This window comes from Simiduia aestuariiviva (genome assembly GCF_014192475.1).
In the GTDB taxonomy this organism is placed as follows: Bacteria; Pseudomonadota; Gammaproteobacteria; order Pseudomonadales; family Cellvibrionaceae; genus Simiduia; species Simiduia aestuariiviva.
The window spans coordinates 190175-206596 of sequence record NZ_JACHXZ010000004.1 but is presented as its reverse complement, the minus strand read 5'-3'; the positions used below and the strand labels follow the sequence as shown (position 1 = coordinate 206596).

At 55.5% G+C, this 16422-nt stretch carries 11 protein-coding genes; 2 read left to right on the top strand and 9 right to left on the bottom strand.

Annotated features, from left to right (window positions below):
- Positions 1-201: 201 nt before the first annotated feature.
- Positions 202-1374: a GGDEF domain-containing protein gene (locus tag FHS30_RS14015; RefSeq protein WP_183911140.1), complete on the top strand. Its 1173-nt coding sequence runs from the start codon at positions 202-204 to the stop codon at positions 1372-1374.
- A gap of 69 nt (positions 1375-1443) precedes the next feature.
- On the opposite strand, the gene FHS30_RS14010 is transcribed toward FHS30_RS14015, so the two are convergent.
- The gene (locus FHS30_RS14010) at positions 1444-2646 is read right to left on the bottom strand and encodes a trans-sulfuration enzyme family protein (protein ID WP_183911139.1); all 1203 of its coding nucleotides are present in this window, start codon (positions 2644-2646) and stop codon (positions 1444-1446) included.
- Between the two features lie 63 nt (positions 2647-2709).
- The gene (locus tag FHS30_RS14005) at positions 2710-3201 is read right to left on the bottom strand and encodes an Lrp/AsnC family transcriptional regulator (RefSeq protein ID WP_183911138.1); all 492 of its coding nucleotides are present in this window, start codon (positions 3199-3201) and stop codon (positions 2710-2712) included.
- Positions 3202-3464: 263 nt separating this feature from the next.
- Here FHS30_RS14005 and FHS30_RS14000 point away from each other — a divergent pair, with 263 nt between their 5' ends.
- The gene (locus FHS30_RS14000; RefSeq protein ID WP_183911137.1) at positions 3465-4289 is read left to right on the top strand and encodes a hypothetical protein; all 825 of its coding nucleotides are present in this window, start codon (positions 3465-3467) and stop codon (positions 4287-4289) included.
- Here FHS30_RS14000 and FHS30_RS13995 read toward each other — a convergent pair.
- The 7 genes from FHS30_RS13995 to FHS30_RS13965 form a co-directional block, all read right to left on the bottom strand.
- Entirely contained in the window at positions 4286-4723 is a 438-nt protein-coding gene (locus FHS30_RS13995; protein ID WP_183911136.1) for a hypothetical protein, read from the bottom strand. The genes FHS30_RS14000 and FHS30_RS13995 overlap by 4 nt on opposite strands.
- A gap of 180 nt (positions 4724-4903) precedes the next feature.
- Positions 4904-6961 (bottom strand): choice-of-anchor X domain-containing protein, encoded by a 2058-nt coding sequence (locus FHS30_RS13990; protein WP_183911135.1) that lies wholly within the window; start codon positions 6959-6961, stop codon positions 4904-4906.
- Between the two features lie 308 nt (positions 6962-7269).
- Positions 7270-8142: an alpha/beta hydrolase gene (locus FHS30_RS13985; RefSeq protein ID WP_183911134.1), complete on the bottom strand. Its 873-nt coding sequence runs from the start codon at positions 8140-8142 to the stop codon at positions 7270-7272.
- Complete coding sequence (locus tag FHS30_RS13980; RefSeq protein ID WP_183911133.1) at positions 8142-10013, bottom strand: alpha-amylase family glycosyl hydrolase; 1872 nt, start codon at positions 10011-10013, stop codon at positions 8142-8144. Before FHS30_RS13980 ends, FHS30_RS13985 begins: the two co-directional genes overlap by 1 nt.
- Before the next feature lie 13 nt (positions 10014-10026).
- The gene (locus tag FHS30_RS13975) at positions 10027-12447 is read right to left on the bottom strand and encodes a glycoside hydrolase family 31 protein (protein ID WP_183911132.1); all 2421 of its coding nucleotides are present in this window, start codon (positions 12445-12447) and stop codon (positions 10027-10029) included.
- 26 nt (positions 12448-12473) lie between these two features.
- Positions 12474-14339 carry a glycoside hydrolase family 13 protein gene (locus FHS30_RS13970; protein ID WP_183911131.1) on the bottom strand — a complete coding sequence of 622 codons (1866 nt, stop codon included), beginning with the start codon at positions 14337-14339 and terminating at the stop codon, positions 12474-12476.
- A complete protein-coding gene (locus FHS30_RS13965) occupies positions 14336-16375 on the bottom strand; it encodes a glycoside hydrolase family 97 protein (protein ID WP_183911130.1) in 2040 nt (679 codons plus the stop codon). Before FHS30_RS13965 ends, FHS30_RS13970 begins: the two co-directional genes overlap by 4 nt.
- Between the last annotated feature and the right edge of the window lie 47 nt (positions 16376-16422).

The window sequence follows — 16422 nt, the reverse complement described above, 5'->3', positions numbered from 1 at the left end:
GACGCTGCCAGTTGTACACCCTGCACCACATAGCCAAAGGTAGAACGGCAGCGAGAGGTTGCCAGTGTCTGCAAGTATTCGTGAACCTTTGGCATTGACTGCTAGACTGGTTTTTAGATGAGATGTGGAAGTTGCAGCGGCGGAACTGATTCATTTGGCCTCAGCCGCCGGCTGTACACAGAACACTAAGGCGCCCCTTAGATGAACCCAGATCAACCCATGAAGGATCTTCCAGAGGAATTTGTCCAAACACGGCTGCGGTTGTGGCGCGACGTGATTACGCGCGCGCGTCCCGGCATCACGCTGTATCCGATTCTGTGGCTAATCATTAGCGCGAGTGCGGGCATTATGTTTGCCGCGCCACTGTTGGCGTGGTCCGTTATGGGCGTGTTGACGGTGGCGAGCGTGCTGCGCGTGATACACATGCGGCTACTCGAACGCTGTCTCGAGCAGGGCTTTGCGTTGTGGCGATGCAGTATGTATGTGGTGGTCTTGACGCACAGCACTTGCTGGGGGGCAATGTTTGCGTTGTCATTAACCATGGGGCAGGCAGACTTTTTGTTTTTAATGGCGTTTTCGAGTTCTGGAATTCTCGCCGGTGGTTCAAATAGTTTTTCGCCGGTGAAGTCCTTGTCATTTGCGTACATCATATCGTTTATCTTACCGCCGCTGGTGGTGAGCATTTGGCTGTTAGATTCTTGGGCTGAATCTATTTTAATAGCCACCTATTTATTCTACATGTTGAACTTAGCCGGCCAACAACACCGAGAGTATTGGGCGTCATTGCGCAACGAAATGATTTTGGAAATGCAAAGCCGCACCGATGCGTTAACGTCGCTCAATAATCGCCGTTATTTTGATGAAAAGCTCAATGAGTTGTGTCATTTATCGTCGCGCGATCACGTGCAGCTGGCCGTTTTGGTTGTGGACTGCGATCATTTCAAAGCCATTAACGACAACTACGGCCACGATTTTGGCGACGAGTGTCTGCGCGAGCTGGGAAAAATTTTGAGCGATTCGCTACCCCGCGCCACAGATGTTTGCGCGCGCTACGGCGGTGAAGAATTTAGCATAATTCTTGCGGGCACCGATTTGGCCGGTGCGGAACTCGTGGCCGAGCGAATCCGCGAGCGTGTGGCACAGCATAAAATTGAATATCTCGGCGCAAGTGCCCAGTTAACGGTAAGCATTGGCTTGACCTCCGAGCGCTTGAAACAATATCAGCCGGGCTTGCCTGAGCGATTGTTTAAGCGTGCGGATGTGGCGCTCTATCGCGCGAAGCAGGATGGCCGCAATTGCGTGCGTGTGGCAGACCCTCAGATGGTTGCTGAAGATGCAGAAATGGATGTGCTATTGACGCGCCAGTTGCGCTAGTGTTTTTGATTGGCGTTAGGAGGGCTAGGCGCCCACTGAGCGCGATGCATTCAGTGGGCGCGCGCTAGCTTAGGCTGCGGCTTCGCCGGCGCTGGCTGCACTCAGGGCTTGTTCCAAGTCGGCAATAATATCATCCACATGCTCGAGCCCCGCAGCGAGACGAATCAGTGTGCGAGGAATGCCGGCCGCGGCTAACTCTTCCGGCTCGTAGGTGGAGTGGGTCATAGAGGCCGGGTGCTGAATCAAGGTTTCCGCGTCGCCCAAACTCACTGCGCGCTTGCACATCTGCAATTGGTTCATAAATGCCACGGCCTGATCGAAAGTGCCCTTCATTTCGAACGCCAAGACGCCGCCACCGCCGCGCATTTGCTTGCCCAATAATTTGTAACCGGGGTGACCGGGAAGGCCGGGGTAGTCCACCTTGGCAACGAGGGGGTGTTCGCTCAAATAGGTGGCCAATGACAAGGCATTTTGATTGTGTCGTTCCACCCGCAGGTGCAATGTTTTTAACCCGCGAATAATTAGCCACGCATCGTGGGGGCTGATAATGGCGCCCATGTCTTTGCGCGTGGTCATTTTAATGTGGTCCATCATTTCCTTTGGCCCGCACAAGATGCCCGCAACCACATCGCCGTGACCATTCAAAAACTTGGTCGCCGAATGCAAAATGATATCGATGCCGTGCTTAGCCGGTTGTTGCAACACGGGTGACATGAAGGTGTTGTCGATAATGGTCGTGATGCCGCGCGGCTTGGCGATGGCGGCAATCATGTCTAAATCGATAACCGACAGGCAGGGGTTGATGGGTGTTTCGCCGTAAATAACTTTGGTATTGGGTTTCAGCGCTCCACGCACGGCCGCTTCATCGCTGAGATCCACAAAGCTGACCTCGATACCAAACGCGGGCAGTTGGTGGTTGAACAGCGCGAAGGTGCAACCGTAGAGGCGGTGCGAGGTGACCATGTGATCGCCCTGCTTCAACAAGCCGAGTACTGAAGCGGACACCGCGCCCATGCCGGAGCCGAACGCAGCGGCGGCTTCGGTGCCTTCCAGCAGCGCCATACGCGCTTCCAATTCATCCACGGTTGGATTACCTAAACGCGAGTAGATGTGGCCCTGGGACTCACCGGCAAATCGATCGGCGCCCTGCTGGACACTATCGAACACAAAGGTCGAGGTTTGGTAGATGGGCGTGGACAGCGGGCCGAATTCGCCCTGGCTGGTCTTGCCGCCGTGAATGGTATTGGTTTCGATGTGATCAGACTTCCACATAGCGCTTGTCTCTCGTTGGGGCCGCGGGTAGCAGCGGATTTTTGGAGCGCTTGTGGCGCTCTCTCAATTATCGGGTAGCTGAATTTGGGTGGTGGCCTTCAGCTCTTTCAGCACGATGCTGGTGTGGATGCGGGCAATGCCTGGCAATGGAATCAAGCGGCTGGAGATGAACCCGTCCAGCGCTTTGGTGTTGGCCACTGACACTTTCAGCATGTAATCGTACTCGCCAGTGACGTGGTAACACTCCATAACTTCGGGCATGTCCACCAGTTGCGACAGAATTTCGGCGATGCGGGTGTGCTGGTGGAGTTCCAGCGCGATCTCGATCAACGCTAAATTGTCGTGCCCTAGCTTCTCGCGGCTTAACAAGGCCGTGTAACCCTCGATAAACCCCTCCTGTTCCAACCGGCGCACCCGAGCGAGGGTGGCAGGCGGTGACAGGTGCACCCGTTCGGCCAGTTCAACATTGCTGATGCGCCCCTGGGCTTGCAGGGTCTGCAAGATGGCAATGTCTGTGCGGTCGAGCGGTGCGGCATCCGAAATATAGTTTACCATCGGTGTTTCTCTTTCGATTAAAAGTAAGTCGGAGGACCATTAAAACAAATAATATTCTGTTTGGCTTGCCGACAAAGGACTAAACCGAAGATTCTTTGGTTGAGCCAGAGCGCGGCGAATGGATATTCTGCTAGCTCCTGCACCGAACACCTCGGCTCGACGGAGTTCTGTGGACAGAGTTCCGTGGACAGAGTTCCGTGGTCAGATTTACGTGGACAGAGTTCCGTGCGCTACACTAGAAGTTCATTCCAAGGACGAGTGTTGTGGCGACAGGTTGGCAGTTGTTGATTAGGCGAGTGTATGTTGCGTGGCTGAGTATTTGGCTGTGGACCCTCAGTGGAGCCCCGGCGATGGCGACGGGCTCCTTTGTGATGACCTGTCAGTTTGAACAGCAAACCCCCATCTACCGCGAGCTGTCTGCGCTCTACCGCGAAGTATTTTCTGAGCTGGGATTGCAGTTGGTTTTGGTTCCCACCACCAATCGCCGCGCCATCACCGATGTGGCCCGCGGCTTTGCCGATGGCAATTGCCTGCGCACCGCTGAGCTAATTAACCGTGGCCCCTATGCAAATCTTTTACAGGTTCCCGTAGTCATTGCGGAATTTGAATTCGACGCTTTTATCAAGGTTCGCGATGGCAAATTGCCCTCATTGGCTGAGGTCATTGCCGGGGGCGGCTTGGTGGGCTTCGAGCGCGGCGCATGGATTGTGGATAAGAAATTACACGACATGATTGCGCACCAACAAATTGTGGCGATCACAGGCACTGATAACGCCATGGCAATGTTGGCCGCTGACCGCGTGCAGGCCTTTGTGCACAATCGCGATAAGGTATTGCATGCACTGGCGCATATGGACGGTGATGTGCCTGCTATCGAAAGTGCTGGCACGCTGGTGGTGGCAGAAATGTTTTTAGTTGTTCACCAGCGCCATCTGCGGTTGCTGGCGCCGCTGCAGCGCCAGCTCCAAGAGACCTTATTGCAGCGCTGCCAGCGCACAGATCAATGGCCGATATTGTGCAATTTTTATCGCCGGCAAATGCCTCCGGTGCAGGCGCCAATGCCAACACCAACGCCAAAGCCGTTCTAGCGCAACCATCCTTGATTCTTCATGGCAATGCTATAGACCAATAGGCCGGCCGCTAGCAGGACTACCACCGCCGGCATAATCATGGCATTGGGGCCCAGCACATCGAAGGTGTTGCTCATGAAAAAGCTGTAGCTGTTTTGTGCCAGCACGCCCAACAGCGACAGGCTAAACAGCATCACCGCAAATATATTGCGCAACAGCAGCATTACCGACGCCAAAAATCCACCCACCACCGCGATGCCAAAGGCGACGTCGAGCCACTCGGGCGCCTCGGTGTATAAACGCGCATGCTCTGGTGGCAGTTGCGCTAACATTTCGGGCGTCATCATCAAATGAAAACCAAACGCGAGCAGCCCTGCTAGATTCCACACCAGTGCCAAGACGCCAATGAACCAAAACCAAAGGGGTGTTTTTGTGGAAGAGAATGCGTTCATGGGAAGTGTCCTTGCAAGTAGTCATGGCCACAGTAACTTTGCCCATCGAACTGTGCAAGCGGGGCTTAGGCAATGAAAAAGGGCAATGAAAAAGGGCTATGTAAAAGGGCTATGTAAAAGGGCAATGAAAAACGCCGCGCAGATGCGCGGCGTTTAATGAACGCAGTGAGCTCAACTCAGCTAGCGCGCCGCGTTGTTACTCATACTGCTGTTGCGGCTGGTGTCGCGGGTTTGGGCCGGATCGCGCATGCCGGAAGTGTGGCACCAGCCGGTTTTGTGACCCTTGTTGACCGCGCCTGAGAGTTGGCCTGCCCACTTTTCCGTGGTGCCATCTTCCGGGTCGTCTAACAACAAATCGGTGGCCAAGTGACAGTAGTCGTAGGCCCACCAGCGATCCTTAAAGGAGGTGGTGTAGTAGTCCACTTGAGATCGCGCCCAGCTAGGAATGGTAGCTAGCCAATTGGCGGCACCACTGTAGGTGAGGTCGGTATTTTTACCGCAGCCGGCGCCAAATATTTGCCCGAGCACGGCGAGATTTCCGGCCAGCGCCGTGCCCTGGTAAGGCGTGCCCACCGACTGAATCAGGCGGCCGCCGCTGGCGTAATCCAAGCCGCTGTAGTAGCGCGCATAGAGGTGTAACGCGGCTGCGCCACCTTGACTATGGGCCACCACGCCGAAGGATGGATAGCTAGCACCAAAATCGCGAATGCGCTGGGCAAAGGCCTCGTGGCTGCGGTTGGCGTTGTAATCCTTGAACTCGACGGCGTTGCTGAAGTGGCTGGTGCTCCACGCACTGCTGGAGCAATAGCCGTGTACCAGCATCAGCACGCCACCGGCCGCCGCCATGGTGGGCTCGCTGCTGGGCCGACCGTGGCCGACGCGCTTGGCGCGCATGTCTTGGCTCACTTGTTGGCCGCTGGCGGCAAGCACACCGCTGCGCGCGCGGTTCAAACTGCGCTCGCCCTTGCTGTCCACCAGCAAGGCTTTTTCTGCACTCACGGCCATGGGGGTGTGGAATTCTTTGTGCTGCAGGCGCAAATTGCGCAGGCTGAAAGGTGCCTGTAACTGTTTGCGCATGAGCCAGCGGCTGTCGGTGTGCAACGTTAATTGCTCGCCACTGGTGCCAGCTTCGACACTCGCTAAGCCTCCGACCCAAGTGGCCAATTCTGGCTCGCCCCGTCGGTTGGTGCCCCACACTTCGGCAGCTACAAACACAGCCTCTGTGCCGCTGATGCGCTGTACGGGAACGGTGATGCGCGCGTCTGTATCACTGTCAATATGGAGGCGGGCGTCGCGTTTGTCGAAGTCGTGACTGCGCGCCACAACGGGATAGAGGTCTGCTGCGGTGCGGGTAAAGGCCAGACCGTCTGGGCGCACCCCTTCCACGCGGACCGATTGGGTATATACGCCCAATTGATGCGTCGGCAGGGCCACAGAGTAATGACCGTCGCCGGCCACGGCATCACCGTTGATACCCGCGTCGTTGAGTATCAATGTTTGCTCGCTGTTGTCGGGTGCGGTCAGGGTGACGGTTGCGCGAGTGATGCTGGCGGGTAGTGCGGGTTTGCGGGTCATGGCGGCGCGCTTGCCGCGGTCTTGACCGCTCTCCACCAGGTACGCCACTAGGTTTACGCGTTCGCCCTGCAGGGTCATTTGGGTATCGCGATAGCTATAGAGTTTGTAATTTGGATCGCCTTTCGCCATGAGGTATCCGAGCACCTCTGCAGACTTGCGCTCAGTGGCCTGCAGCGCCTGCTGGCCACTAGGGCGCAAGGTAATCTGCCAGCGGCCGGTTTTCTTAGCGTCGAGCTGCCACTGCTTGCCGGGAAAGGATTCACTGCCAACGCGCACTGGGGCCACGCGCATCTGGCCATTGCGGCGCTCGTCGATAACCGCCACGCCATCGGGGTCAATAACTTGCAGGTCCCATTGCTCCGCATTGGGGCCAATGAAGGCCACCGGGCTTGCCTCTAGGTTGTCCACCACCAAGGATTGCGTGATGCCATCGGTTGATTGGCTGCCGGCCTCTGCGCGTATGGCCACCATACTGGCGTGGCTAAAGACGCCGGTGGCCTGGGCATTGGGTAGCTGTTGTTGTTGAGCATCCTCAGGTGCGACGGCCACGTGTTTGTAGCCTTGCGCCTCCACAAAATGGGGCGCAAGCAAGCAGCTGAATAATGCCATGGATAACGTAAAGCGCCCGGACTGTTGGCGCCGGGTAGGAGATGAAGTATTCATTTTCAAAGCTCTCTAATCTGTTAGTTATGTTTTTTTGTACAGACAAAATGCTGAAAATAATTGAGGAAAAGGCAGGTTCAGGCCCGCACTGATACAGCACCTAAATTTGATTTTCAGGGTAGATACTGGAAGTGGTTTTAGTGACTGTCTAGTCATATAGGAAAGTATTTTCGCGCCCCTGCTAAATTATTGGGCAGTCGTGCAAATACTAATAAAGTCAGTGATTTAGCGGCAGTTTTACAGCTGGCTATTCTTGGTACCCTCGTACAGGTTTGACCTGAAGATTGGATGGCAAGCGGCCTGAATATTCAGGGGCTGGCGACCGCTGCCGTTGAGCCGTCGGCGAGCAGCCAGCTCAAGGCGGTCAAAAACTGCGCGCGCCAAAACGCCTCGCGATGCTCGCCGTGGGGCACCAGCGCAAATTGTGCCTCATGAGTCGATGCTGCCACTAGCCGTTGCATGCGCTTAAAATCCGGCACCATGCTGTCGCCCTCGGCGCCGCCCATTAAAAAGTACAGCCGCTGATGGCGCTTAAAGCCGGTGTCTGCAGTGGCCTCAAATATGGGTTCGGCAATCCAATAAGCCGGTGAAAAAATGCCTGCGCCGCCGAATACAGAGGGATAGCTGAGGGCGGCATAGTGACTGATCAAGCCGCCCAGTGAACTGCCCATGATGAGCGTATGCTGGACCTGAGGCCGCGTGCGATAGTGGCGATCCACGTAGGGTTTGATGGTATTGACCAAGTCCTGCACATAGGCCGCGCCTTCGCCTTTGCCATACTTGTCGTGATCATAGGGGTTGAGTTCGTGGGTGCGCTTGTCGCCGCCGTTGTCGATGCCCACCACGATAAGCCGTGTGCCCTTGGTGCGGGCCAGCTCGTCCAGTGTTTCATCAATTCCCCATTCACCGGCAAAGCTGGTGGCCTCATCAAATAGATTCTGCCCGTCGTGCATGTACACCACAGGGTAGCGATCCGCGCGTTCATGGTAGCCCGGTGGCAGGTAAATGCGCAGCTGGCGGCTGCGGTCCAAGGTGGGTAGCAGCAGGGGTTCGGTCACTTGCACGCGGCCGCTGATCGCGCCTTGTGGATCTAAGCGCTCATGGGCCACAGATTCCGTGGCGACTGACGCGGCGAACGCCACCCACAAAATGCAAATTAACTGGCGCCACTGCCGCATCATCAGCGCTCCGTTTTAATGTGAATAATGCTAGAACCGTAGGGCGCGAGCTCTAGCGACAGCTGTTGACCCTCGATTGACACAGGGCGATGTTCAAGGGTGTCGGTGGCGCTGATCACAGGGCCCCATTGGTTGGCAATGGCTGGCGGCAGCTCTAGCGACACCGATGAGTTTTGCGCAGAGAAATTCACCACCACTAAGATTTTTTGGCCGGCGCGCCAGCGCACGAAGCTAAACAGCTGTTCGTTGTAGCGCGTGGATTGATCGAGATTCCATTGGTGAATTTCCGCGTAGTGACCGGTAAATGCTGGCTCCGAGACGCTGAGGTTGAGCAATTTTTTGTAATAGTTGCGTAAGGCTTTTTCATCATCTGTAGATTGGCCGCCATCGAAAGCGCCGTCATTCATCCAGCGCTGGTGGTTGGGTACGCCCACATAATCAAAAATGCTGGTGCGCGACGGCTTGCCAAAACCGGCGTCCTGCGCGCCCGGCTCTCCGACTTCCTGGCCAAAATAAATCATGGTGGGGCTGCTGCTGAGGGTGACGGAGACCACCATAGCGGGCAGTGCCTTGAACGGATCACCGGCGAATTCAGGGCTGGCGATGCGCTGTTCGTCGTGGTTTTCCAGAAAGTGCAGCATGTGATGTTCAATGTCTTGCATGCGCGCCTGAATGGGTATGATTGCGGCGGGTTTAGCTTCGCCCTGAATAATCGCTTTCAGCGTGTCGTAGAGTTCTACTTTGTCGTACAGGTAATCCATCAGCCCCAACTGGATATAGTTGCGGTATTCATCGGGGTTGTACACCTCCGCCAAAATGAACGCGTTTGGATTAGTTTGCTTAATGGCAGAATTTAAATAGCTCCAGAATTCCACCGGCACCATTTCCGCCATGTCGTAGCGAAAGCCGTCGACGCCGCGGGCCAGCCAAAATTGGGTAATGTCGTAAAATTTACGCCAGCTATCGGGCACGTCTTTGTCAACCCAAAAGGCGGCGTGCTGGCGCCAGTGGGCGCCGCGCAAGTGCGCAGGTAAGCGTGCAAAGTCATAGCTGCCATCGGGTTTAACGCCGTAATTGACTTTGACGGTTTCGTACCAATCATTGATGTCGGGCTGGGGGGCGCGGGCGCCGTTACCGGTCCACTTTGCTGGCGATTCATCAAATTTACCATCGGCCAGCGGGTGTGCCTCGCCGCCCAGCGGTTGGTAATCGACGGCGGTGGGCACCTCAAAATCTTCACCTACAACATAATAGAAATTGTTGTCGCGCGCGTAAGTCACACTGGTGTCGTCGTGCGCGCCAAAATCACTAATACCCTCGGGTCTGCCGAGGCTTTGATAGTTGCGCGCCACGTGATTGGGTACGATATCAATAATCACCTTCATGCCGTGGGCATGGGTGCGCGCGATCAACGCATCAAATTCTTCGAGCCGTTGCGCTGGGTTGTCGGCGAGATCGGGATTGACGCTGTAGTAATCTTTCACGGCGTAGGGCGAACCGGCGCGCCCTTTAACCACATCGGGATCATCGTTGCTAATGCCGTAGGCGGTGTAGTCGCGCACCAGCACGTGGTGCGGCACGCCGGTGTACCACACGTGCGTGGTGCCGAGGGATTTGATATCCGCAAGTGCGGTGTCGGTAAAATCGCTGAACTTACCAACGCCGTTTTCCTCTGCGGTTCCCCAGGGTTTATTGGTGTCGTTGGTGTTGCCGTACAGGCGGGTAAATACCTGATAGACCACGGCCTTTTCCGTGCTGGGTGTTTCGGTGGTCACTGCCGCAACGGGTTCGGCTTTAGCGATGTTTTGCTTGCTGTCGCAACTCAATAGGCAACCGATAAGGGCCGCCTGCACTAGAAAATAAACAATGCGCATGTAGACTCCGCAATCAATGAATAGAGACGGTTAGATTTTGGTGTTGCCAGTTGAACGGCACGATAAGCCGCTGTGCATCGCCGTCATAGGCAAAGGGCACTGACTCGCCCTCTAGGGCAACCCTGCGCGGTTTGCGCGATTGATTGTGCACCACCAGTTTAATGTTGCGTTGAGGCGGCTGGCCCGAATAGCCGCCTGCATGACTCAGTGAAATATCGAGACGATTGCGCAGCTGCTTAGCATTGAAAGAAAGCAATTCAAACTGACCGTCGCGCAAGGCGTTAGGATTGCGGCCGTCGTCTTCATACATTTTTCCGTGTGCACGTTCTACGGTCTTGTCGTGATAGTAATGCAGGGTTAGCTGGCTGCTGTCGTAGTCGCGCGTGCTTTGCGTTGCGGCCACCATGGGAATAAAACTGCCCGCGCGCACCAAGACCGGCAGCGTGGCTAACTCCGTAGGTTGTTCAATGATTTGGCCGCCGCGGTAGCGTTGGCCGCTGAAATAATCAAACCAAACGCCCTTAGGTAACTGCACTGAAACCGATTTGATACCCGCCTCGGTTACCGGCGTTACCAGAAACGCATCGCCCCACAAATAGCTGGTGCTGTTGTCGATCAAAGCCGGTGCAGATTCATCTTCAAAAAACAGCGGCCGCATCAAGGGCATACCGCGCGTGCTATTTTCATAGGCGAGCGTGTAGTTGTAGGGAAATAACTGGTAGCGAAGTTTGACGAAAGGGCGCACCAGATCGCGGGTGGTTTGGTCGTGAAACACGGGCTCGGGTGCAATGTTGTCCTGCGCGTGCGGGCGATACACCGGCTGAAACACACCGTATTGCAACCAGCGCACATACAATTCTTGATCAAAAGTTTCGCCGCCCGCAAAACCACCGAGATCCGAGTGGGTATAGGCCAATCCTAGCAAAGACATTTGCAGTGACAGCTCAACTTGCGGTTTAAGGCCAGCCCAACTGCGCGCTACGTCGCCGGTCCAGGGAATAAATCCGAAGCGTTGGCTACCCGCAAAACCGGCGCGCATCATCACCAGAGGGCGGGTGTCGGGAAAGTGCTTGCGCTGCTGGTCATAGACGAGCTTGGCCCATTGATGACCGTAGACATTGTGCACCTCGCTACCGGCGGCCACTCGCTCGGGCAGGCGATGCAAGGTGTCGTCGGGATGCACTTCGGGCTCGCCCAAATCGCCCCACCAACCGTCTACGCCCTGTAGCATTAAGTTTTGGTAGACCGACCAAAACCAGTGTTGTGCGGGCCTGTGGAAAACGTCGATGAGACCCGTATTGCCAAAATAAAAATTAAACGTTTTGGGCTTGCCCGCAGCATTCTGCGCGAGCACATCATTTTCAACCGCCTCCTGCCATCGACTAGAGCTGGTTAAAATAAATGGCTCGGTAATCAAAACGGTTTTTACACCGGCCTTTTTTAGATCCGCCATCATGGCTGTCGGGTTGGGGAAAGCTTTTCGATCCCATTCGAGGTTGCCCATGTGACCTTTGATGTCTTTACCAAACCAGTATAGATCCAATACCAGCGCATCCACGGGGAAGTCGTGTTCGCGGTAGGCTGCAAGGGTGTCGCGCACCTCTTGCTCGGTGCGATAGCCGAAGCGTGAGGCGAAGTTGCCAAAGGCCCAGCGCGGGGGCAAGGGTTGGCGACCGGTGGCCAAAGTGTAGTTTTCAATTAGCGATGGGTAGGACTCGCCGGCCACAATCAGGTAGCTGGTGCGACCGCCTACGGCTTCAAATTGCAGCACATCACTTTCGGTGGCGCCAATATCTAAGTTGCCGCTGGCGCTGTTATCAAACACCAACAGGTACTTATTGGTTGAAAGCACCGCGGGCAGGCTGTAGTACATTTGGTTTGATTGTGTTTTATAACCATAGTGGGCTTTGTTATACAGCGGCATGCGCTGGCCGCGTCGATCCATGCCCATGACGCGCTGCCCACCACCGATGATTTTTTCACCATGTGTGAGCGCAAAGCGAAAGCCTCGCAAGCTGTCCTGTACAAATAGCCCAGCTTCCTCCGCCACCAGCGGTTTGTTTTTAAATTCGTAGGCGATAGTGAGATTGTGTTTTTGGATGATCGCCTTGAGTGATTGGCTGGTGAGCTCTAGCCGATCATTAAAGTTCTTTAGCGAAAGCGCCGATGCCGTGGCGCGTTGTTCCGGCAGTGCAAAGCTGGGCAATTGCGCAACGCCGGTTGGGGCGTAGTGAACTTCCAGAGCGTGGTCACCCTGGGGCGCAATCTTGAGCTGTCCCTCGTCAGTAATGATCGTTAACTGGGTATCGGTCAGTGAGTGGCTCTGGTAATTGCCAAAGTCAGCGTAGCTCTGCGGCGTAATGACCGACAACGGTAGCAGCAGGGCGAGTACATGGCGGCGCCAATGACGCAGTGATTTAGTGTTGTTATGCATGTTCAATGACTCAGTAGTTGCATTGGCTATTGGATGCGGAAAATGGTGACGCTTTTGGCCGCCAAACTCAGGCCTTCGCGCAGCGGTGTGGTGCGCTGGGAAAACACTTCTGTGGCCGATTTGTAGCCCGCCAAATCTTCTCGCAGGGGGTTGGTGTCCAGCATTTTGGCCGTTGCATTTTTGTTGACGACAATCATCCAGCGTTCGGCATTGTTAAAGCGGAAAAAGGTGTAAACGCCGTCCTTGGGTGCGTAGTGACGCAGGGCACCTGTATGAATTGCGGTGGCCGTTTTACGCCAGCTAAATAATTGCCGCACATAGGCTTGCATGGCGCGGGCTTCGGTCGACAAACCTTTGCCGGTAAAGGCGTTGACCTTGTCGCCTGACCAACCACCCGGAAAGTCTGTGCGAATGACGCCGTGCGAATCAGTGCCGGGGTTGGCCATTAAAATTTCTGTGCCGTAAAAAATCTGCGGAATGCCACGCAGCGTAGCCACGAGTGTGAGTGCCATGCGAGTCAGTGCCGGGTCGTGACCCAGCTGCGTATGCACGCGGCTCATGTCGTGATTGTCGGCAAAGATGGTGAGCGCACTGGCATCGGCATAGACTCGGTCGCGGCTTAGGCTTCGATAGAGTTTTACCAAGCCGCTATTCCAGCTCTCTTGTTCGGCGAGCGATGCGATGAGATCAGCTTGCAATGGAAAATCAAACAGGCTGGGAATTTGCGTGCTATAACCGTCGGCATTTTTTTGCCCGCGCTGCCAATAGGCTAGGATGTTGGGGTCAGTGCTCCACTCCTCGCCCACGATAGTTAGCCGCGGATATTCGGTGAGAATGCTTGCCACCCACTGGCGTAGAAAATCTTTGTCTGAATAAGACCAGGTGTCGACGCGAATGCCGCTGAGTTGTGCGCTCTCGATCCACCAGATGGCATTTTGCGTGAGATAGTTGGCGAGTAATGGGTTGCGTTGATTCAGGTCGGGCATGGTGGGCACAAACCAACCGTCGGTGAAGGCTTGTTGGTCGGCACGCGCGGCGTGAATGTCTTGCAGCGTTTCGCGCATGTGATTGGTTTCCACAAATTTTCCGCCGTGATTGACCCAGTCGGCAGCGGGCATATCGCGCAACCACCAGTGGTCAATGCCGCTGTGGTTGGGCACCAGATCGATGATTAAACCAATGCCGCGCGCGCGCGCCTGCGCTGCGAGTGTTTGATAGAGCGCGTTGCTGCCGTACCGGGGATCTACCTTGTAAAAGTCTGTACCGGCATAGCCGTGGTAGGACGCCTCTTGCATGGCATTTTCAACCACGGGGTTCAGCCACAGCTGTGTTACCCCCAGTGATTGCAAATAATCCAAATGATCGATGATGCCTTGTAGGTCTCCACCGTGACGTCCGTAGGGGTCGGCTCGATTTAATCTATCGCGATAGTTCGGGTGCGAATCATTACGTGGATCGCCATTGGCAAAGCGATCTGGCGTGAGTAAGTAAATCAAATCGCGATTGCTAAAGCCTTGATGTTTCTGAGGGTCAAACTGACGTGCCTTCAATTCATAGTGGTGTTGCAGCGTCGCGCGGTCTGGATGGGTGAAGTTGAGCGTTAACACGCCGGCCGCGGCGTTGGTGGCGATATCCAGCGTGACAAAAAGGTAGTTGGGGTTATCGGTACGCGTGCGTTTTGATATTTTTGCTCGCGCTGTGTCTGATGATGCTAGTTGTACGTCATAGGCGCCGATATTGTCGCCGTAGATCAGCAGTTCGACGGACGTATTCTGCATGCCTACCCACCAGTGTGGTGGTTCCACCCGCTCGATGCCGGCGTGGCTTTGCAATGGCGTCCACATAAAACATAGGGCAACAATCGTTGCGATCTTAGCGCTTGAAATCTTCATTGGTTCTCCTCCACCAAGCGCACGGCGAGTCCGCCGCTGGCAGCCAGTGGGTAGGTGAGTTGGTCGGCATGGGTGACGCGACGGGTTTCGATGAGCAGGTCGTAGGGCGCGGTTTTCCAGTGGGCCTGTTCGCCATCGCGGTAAATTTCTGCGCGGTAGTTTGTGTTTGGTTTGAGGTAGTGCAGTGGCAAGGTGACGGTTCGTGCCTGCTCGTCGGTGATGGCGCCAATGAACCAGGTGCTGCTGTGTCGATCTTTACGCGCGAAGGCTGCATAGTCGCCCAGCTCGCCTGCAATGGCATGGCTTTGCTCCCAATCCGTGACCACATCTTTTATAAACTGAAACGCTTTGGGGCGCGCCAAATAATTCTCGGGCAGGTCGGCGGCCATTTGAATGGGGCTATAGAGCACCACGTACAGGGCCAGTTGTTTTGCCAAGGTGGTTTGCACCCGGTTTTCTGCATCTAGCCCATCCCACGCTAAATTAAAGATGCCTGGGGTGAAATCCATGGGGCCGGCAAGCATTCGCGTGAAGGCCAAATTAACGGTGTGATCCGGTGCGTTCGGCGGGCTGCCCCACGCGTTGAACTCCTGACCGCGCGCGCCCTCGCGACTGATCCAGTTGGGGTAGGTGCGACGCAGGCCGGTGTCCTTAATGGGCTCGTGGGTGTTGATGCTGATCTTGCGCTGGGCGGCTGCGCGAATATTGTGCAGGTATTCGTTCACCATAAATTGGCCGTCGTGCCATTCCTTGCGCACAAGGCCACGTTCATCGATGCGCTTGATATTGCCGCCGTCGGCCACATAACCCGTTTTAATTTGCGTAACACCGACCTTCGCATAGAGGTCCAGCGCGCCCGCCATTTGATTGCGATAGTTGGTGACGTTGCCGGAAGTTTCATGGTGTCCGATTAACCGCACGCCCTTGGCCTTGGCGTGCGCAGTGACGGCGGCTAAATCAAAATCGGCGTAGGTTTTGGTAAAGCTAAACAGATCGCCATTGTTAAACCAGTCGCCGTCCCAGCCCTCATTCCAACCTTCAACCAACACCCCATCAAAACCGTGCTCGGCGGCGAAGTCCATCATGGCCGTCGTGTTTTTGGTGGTGGCACCGTGTTTGGGTCCGCTGCCCCAAGTGTTAACGCCCAAGTGCATGCCCCACCAGATGCCCACATATTTTCCGGGTTTTACCCAGCTGACATCACCCAAGGCATTGGGCTCATTGAGATTCAAAATTAAATCGGAGTTGAGTAAGCCGGTTGCCGATTCGCTAATCTGCAGCGTGCGCCAAGGCGTGACAAAACTTGCACCGGTTTTTACCTTAATGCCATCCGACCAAGGCGTGAGGTTGGCTTTCAGGATGCCGGGTCGACGCTGGTCTAACACCATGGCGGCGTAGTCCACAAGCGCCGCCTCGTGAATGCTGATGTGCACGCCATTGCCGTTTTTAAATGTTGCCGGCGTATGGGCCAAACCCATATCGGCAAGGGGCGTATTGCGGTAGGGGTATTCGTAGCGATTCCACCCGCGGCCCGGAATCCAGAGCGCGCGCGTATTGGCGGCATTGGCGAGCGCGAACTCTGTTAGCTCATCGGTGATATTCGTGCGCGTAGATTTTTCTTGCGCAGGGACTTCGTAGCGAAAACCAATGCCATCGTCAAAGGCGCGAATGCGCAGATTGAATTTTCCGCCATTGACATGCGCAAAGGTGGCCAGCAATTCGTTGTGGTGATCGGCCACCCAGCGCCGCTCGCCCCAGGGTTGTTCCCAGCGCGTGTTTTGGCTGCTTCGCGTATGGGCGGACAATTTATAGTGCGCACCCAGTTCGCCGCGCTCCAGCGTCACCAGTCCTAATTTCGAAGCCTCAATGACGGGGGCACCGTTTAATGTGATGTGATAGTTGGGCGCATCGCCCTCGTCAGACAGGGTGAGCGTCAAGCTGCCATTGGGGCTGCTAATTTGCGTCGTAGCGGCATTCGCTGCCTCTAGGGTGGCAGCAAAACCAACGGCGACCAGTATTGCGAGCGTAGAGCGCATGGGTTTTCCTTTTTAGGCGACTTGCGAAGGCGAGTGGCATTCCGCAT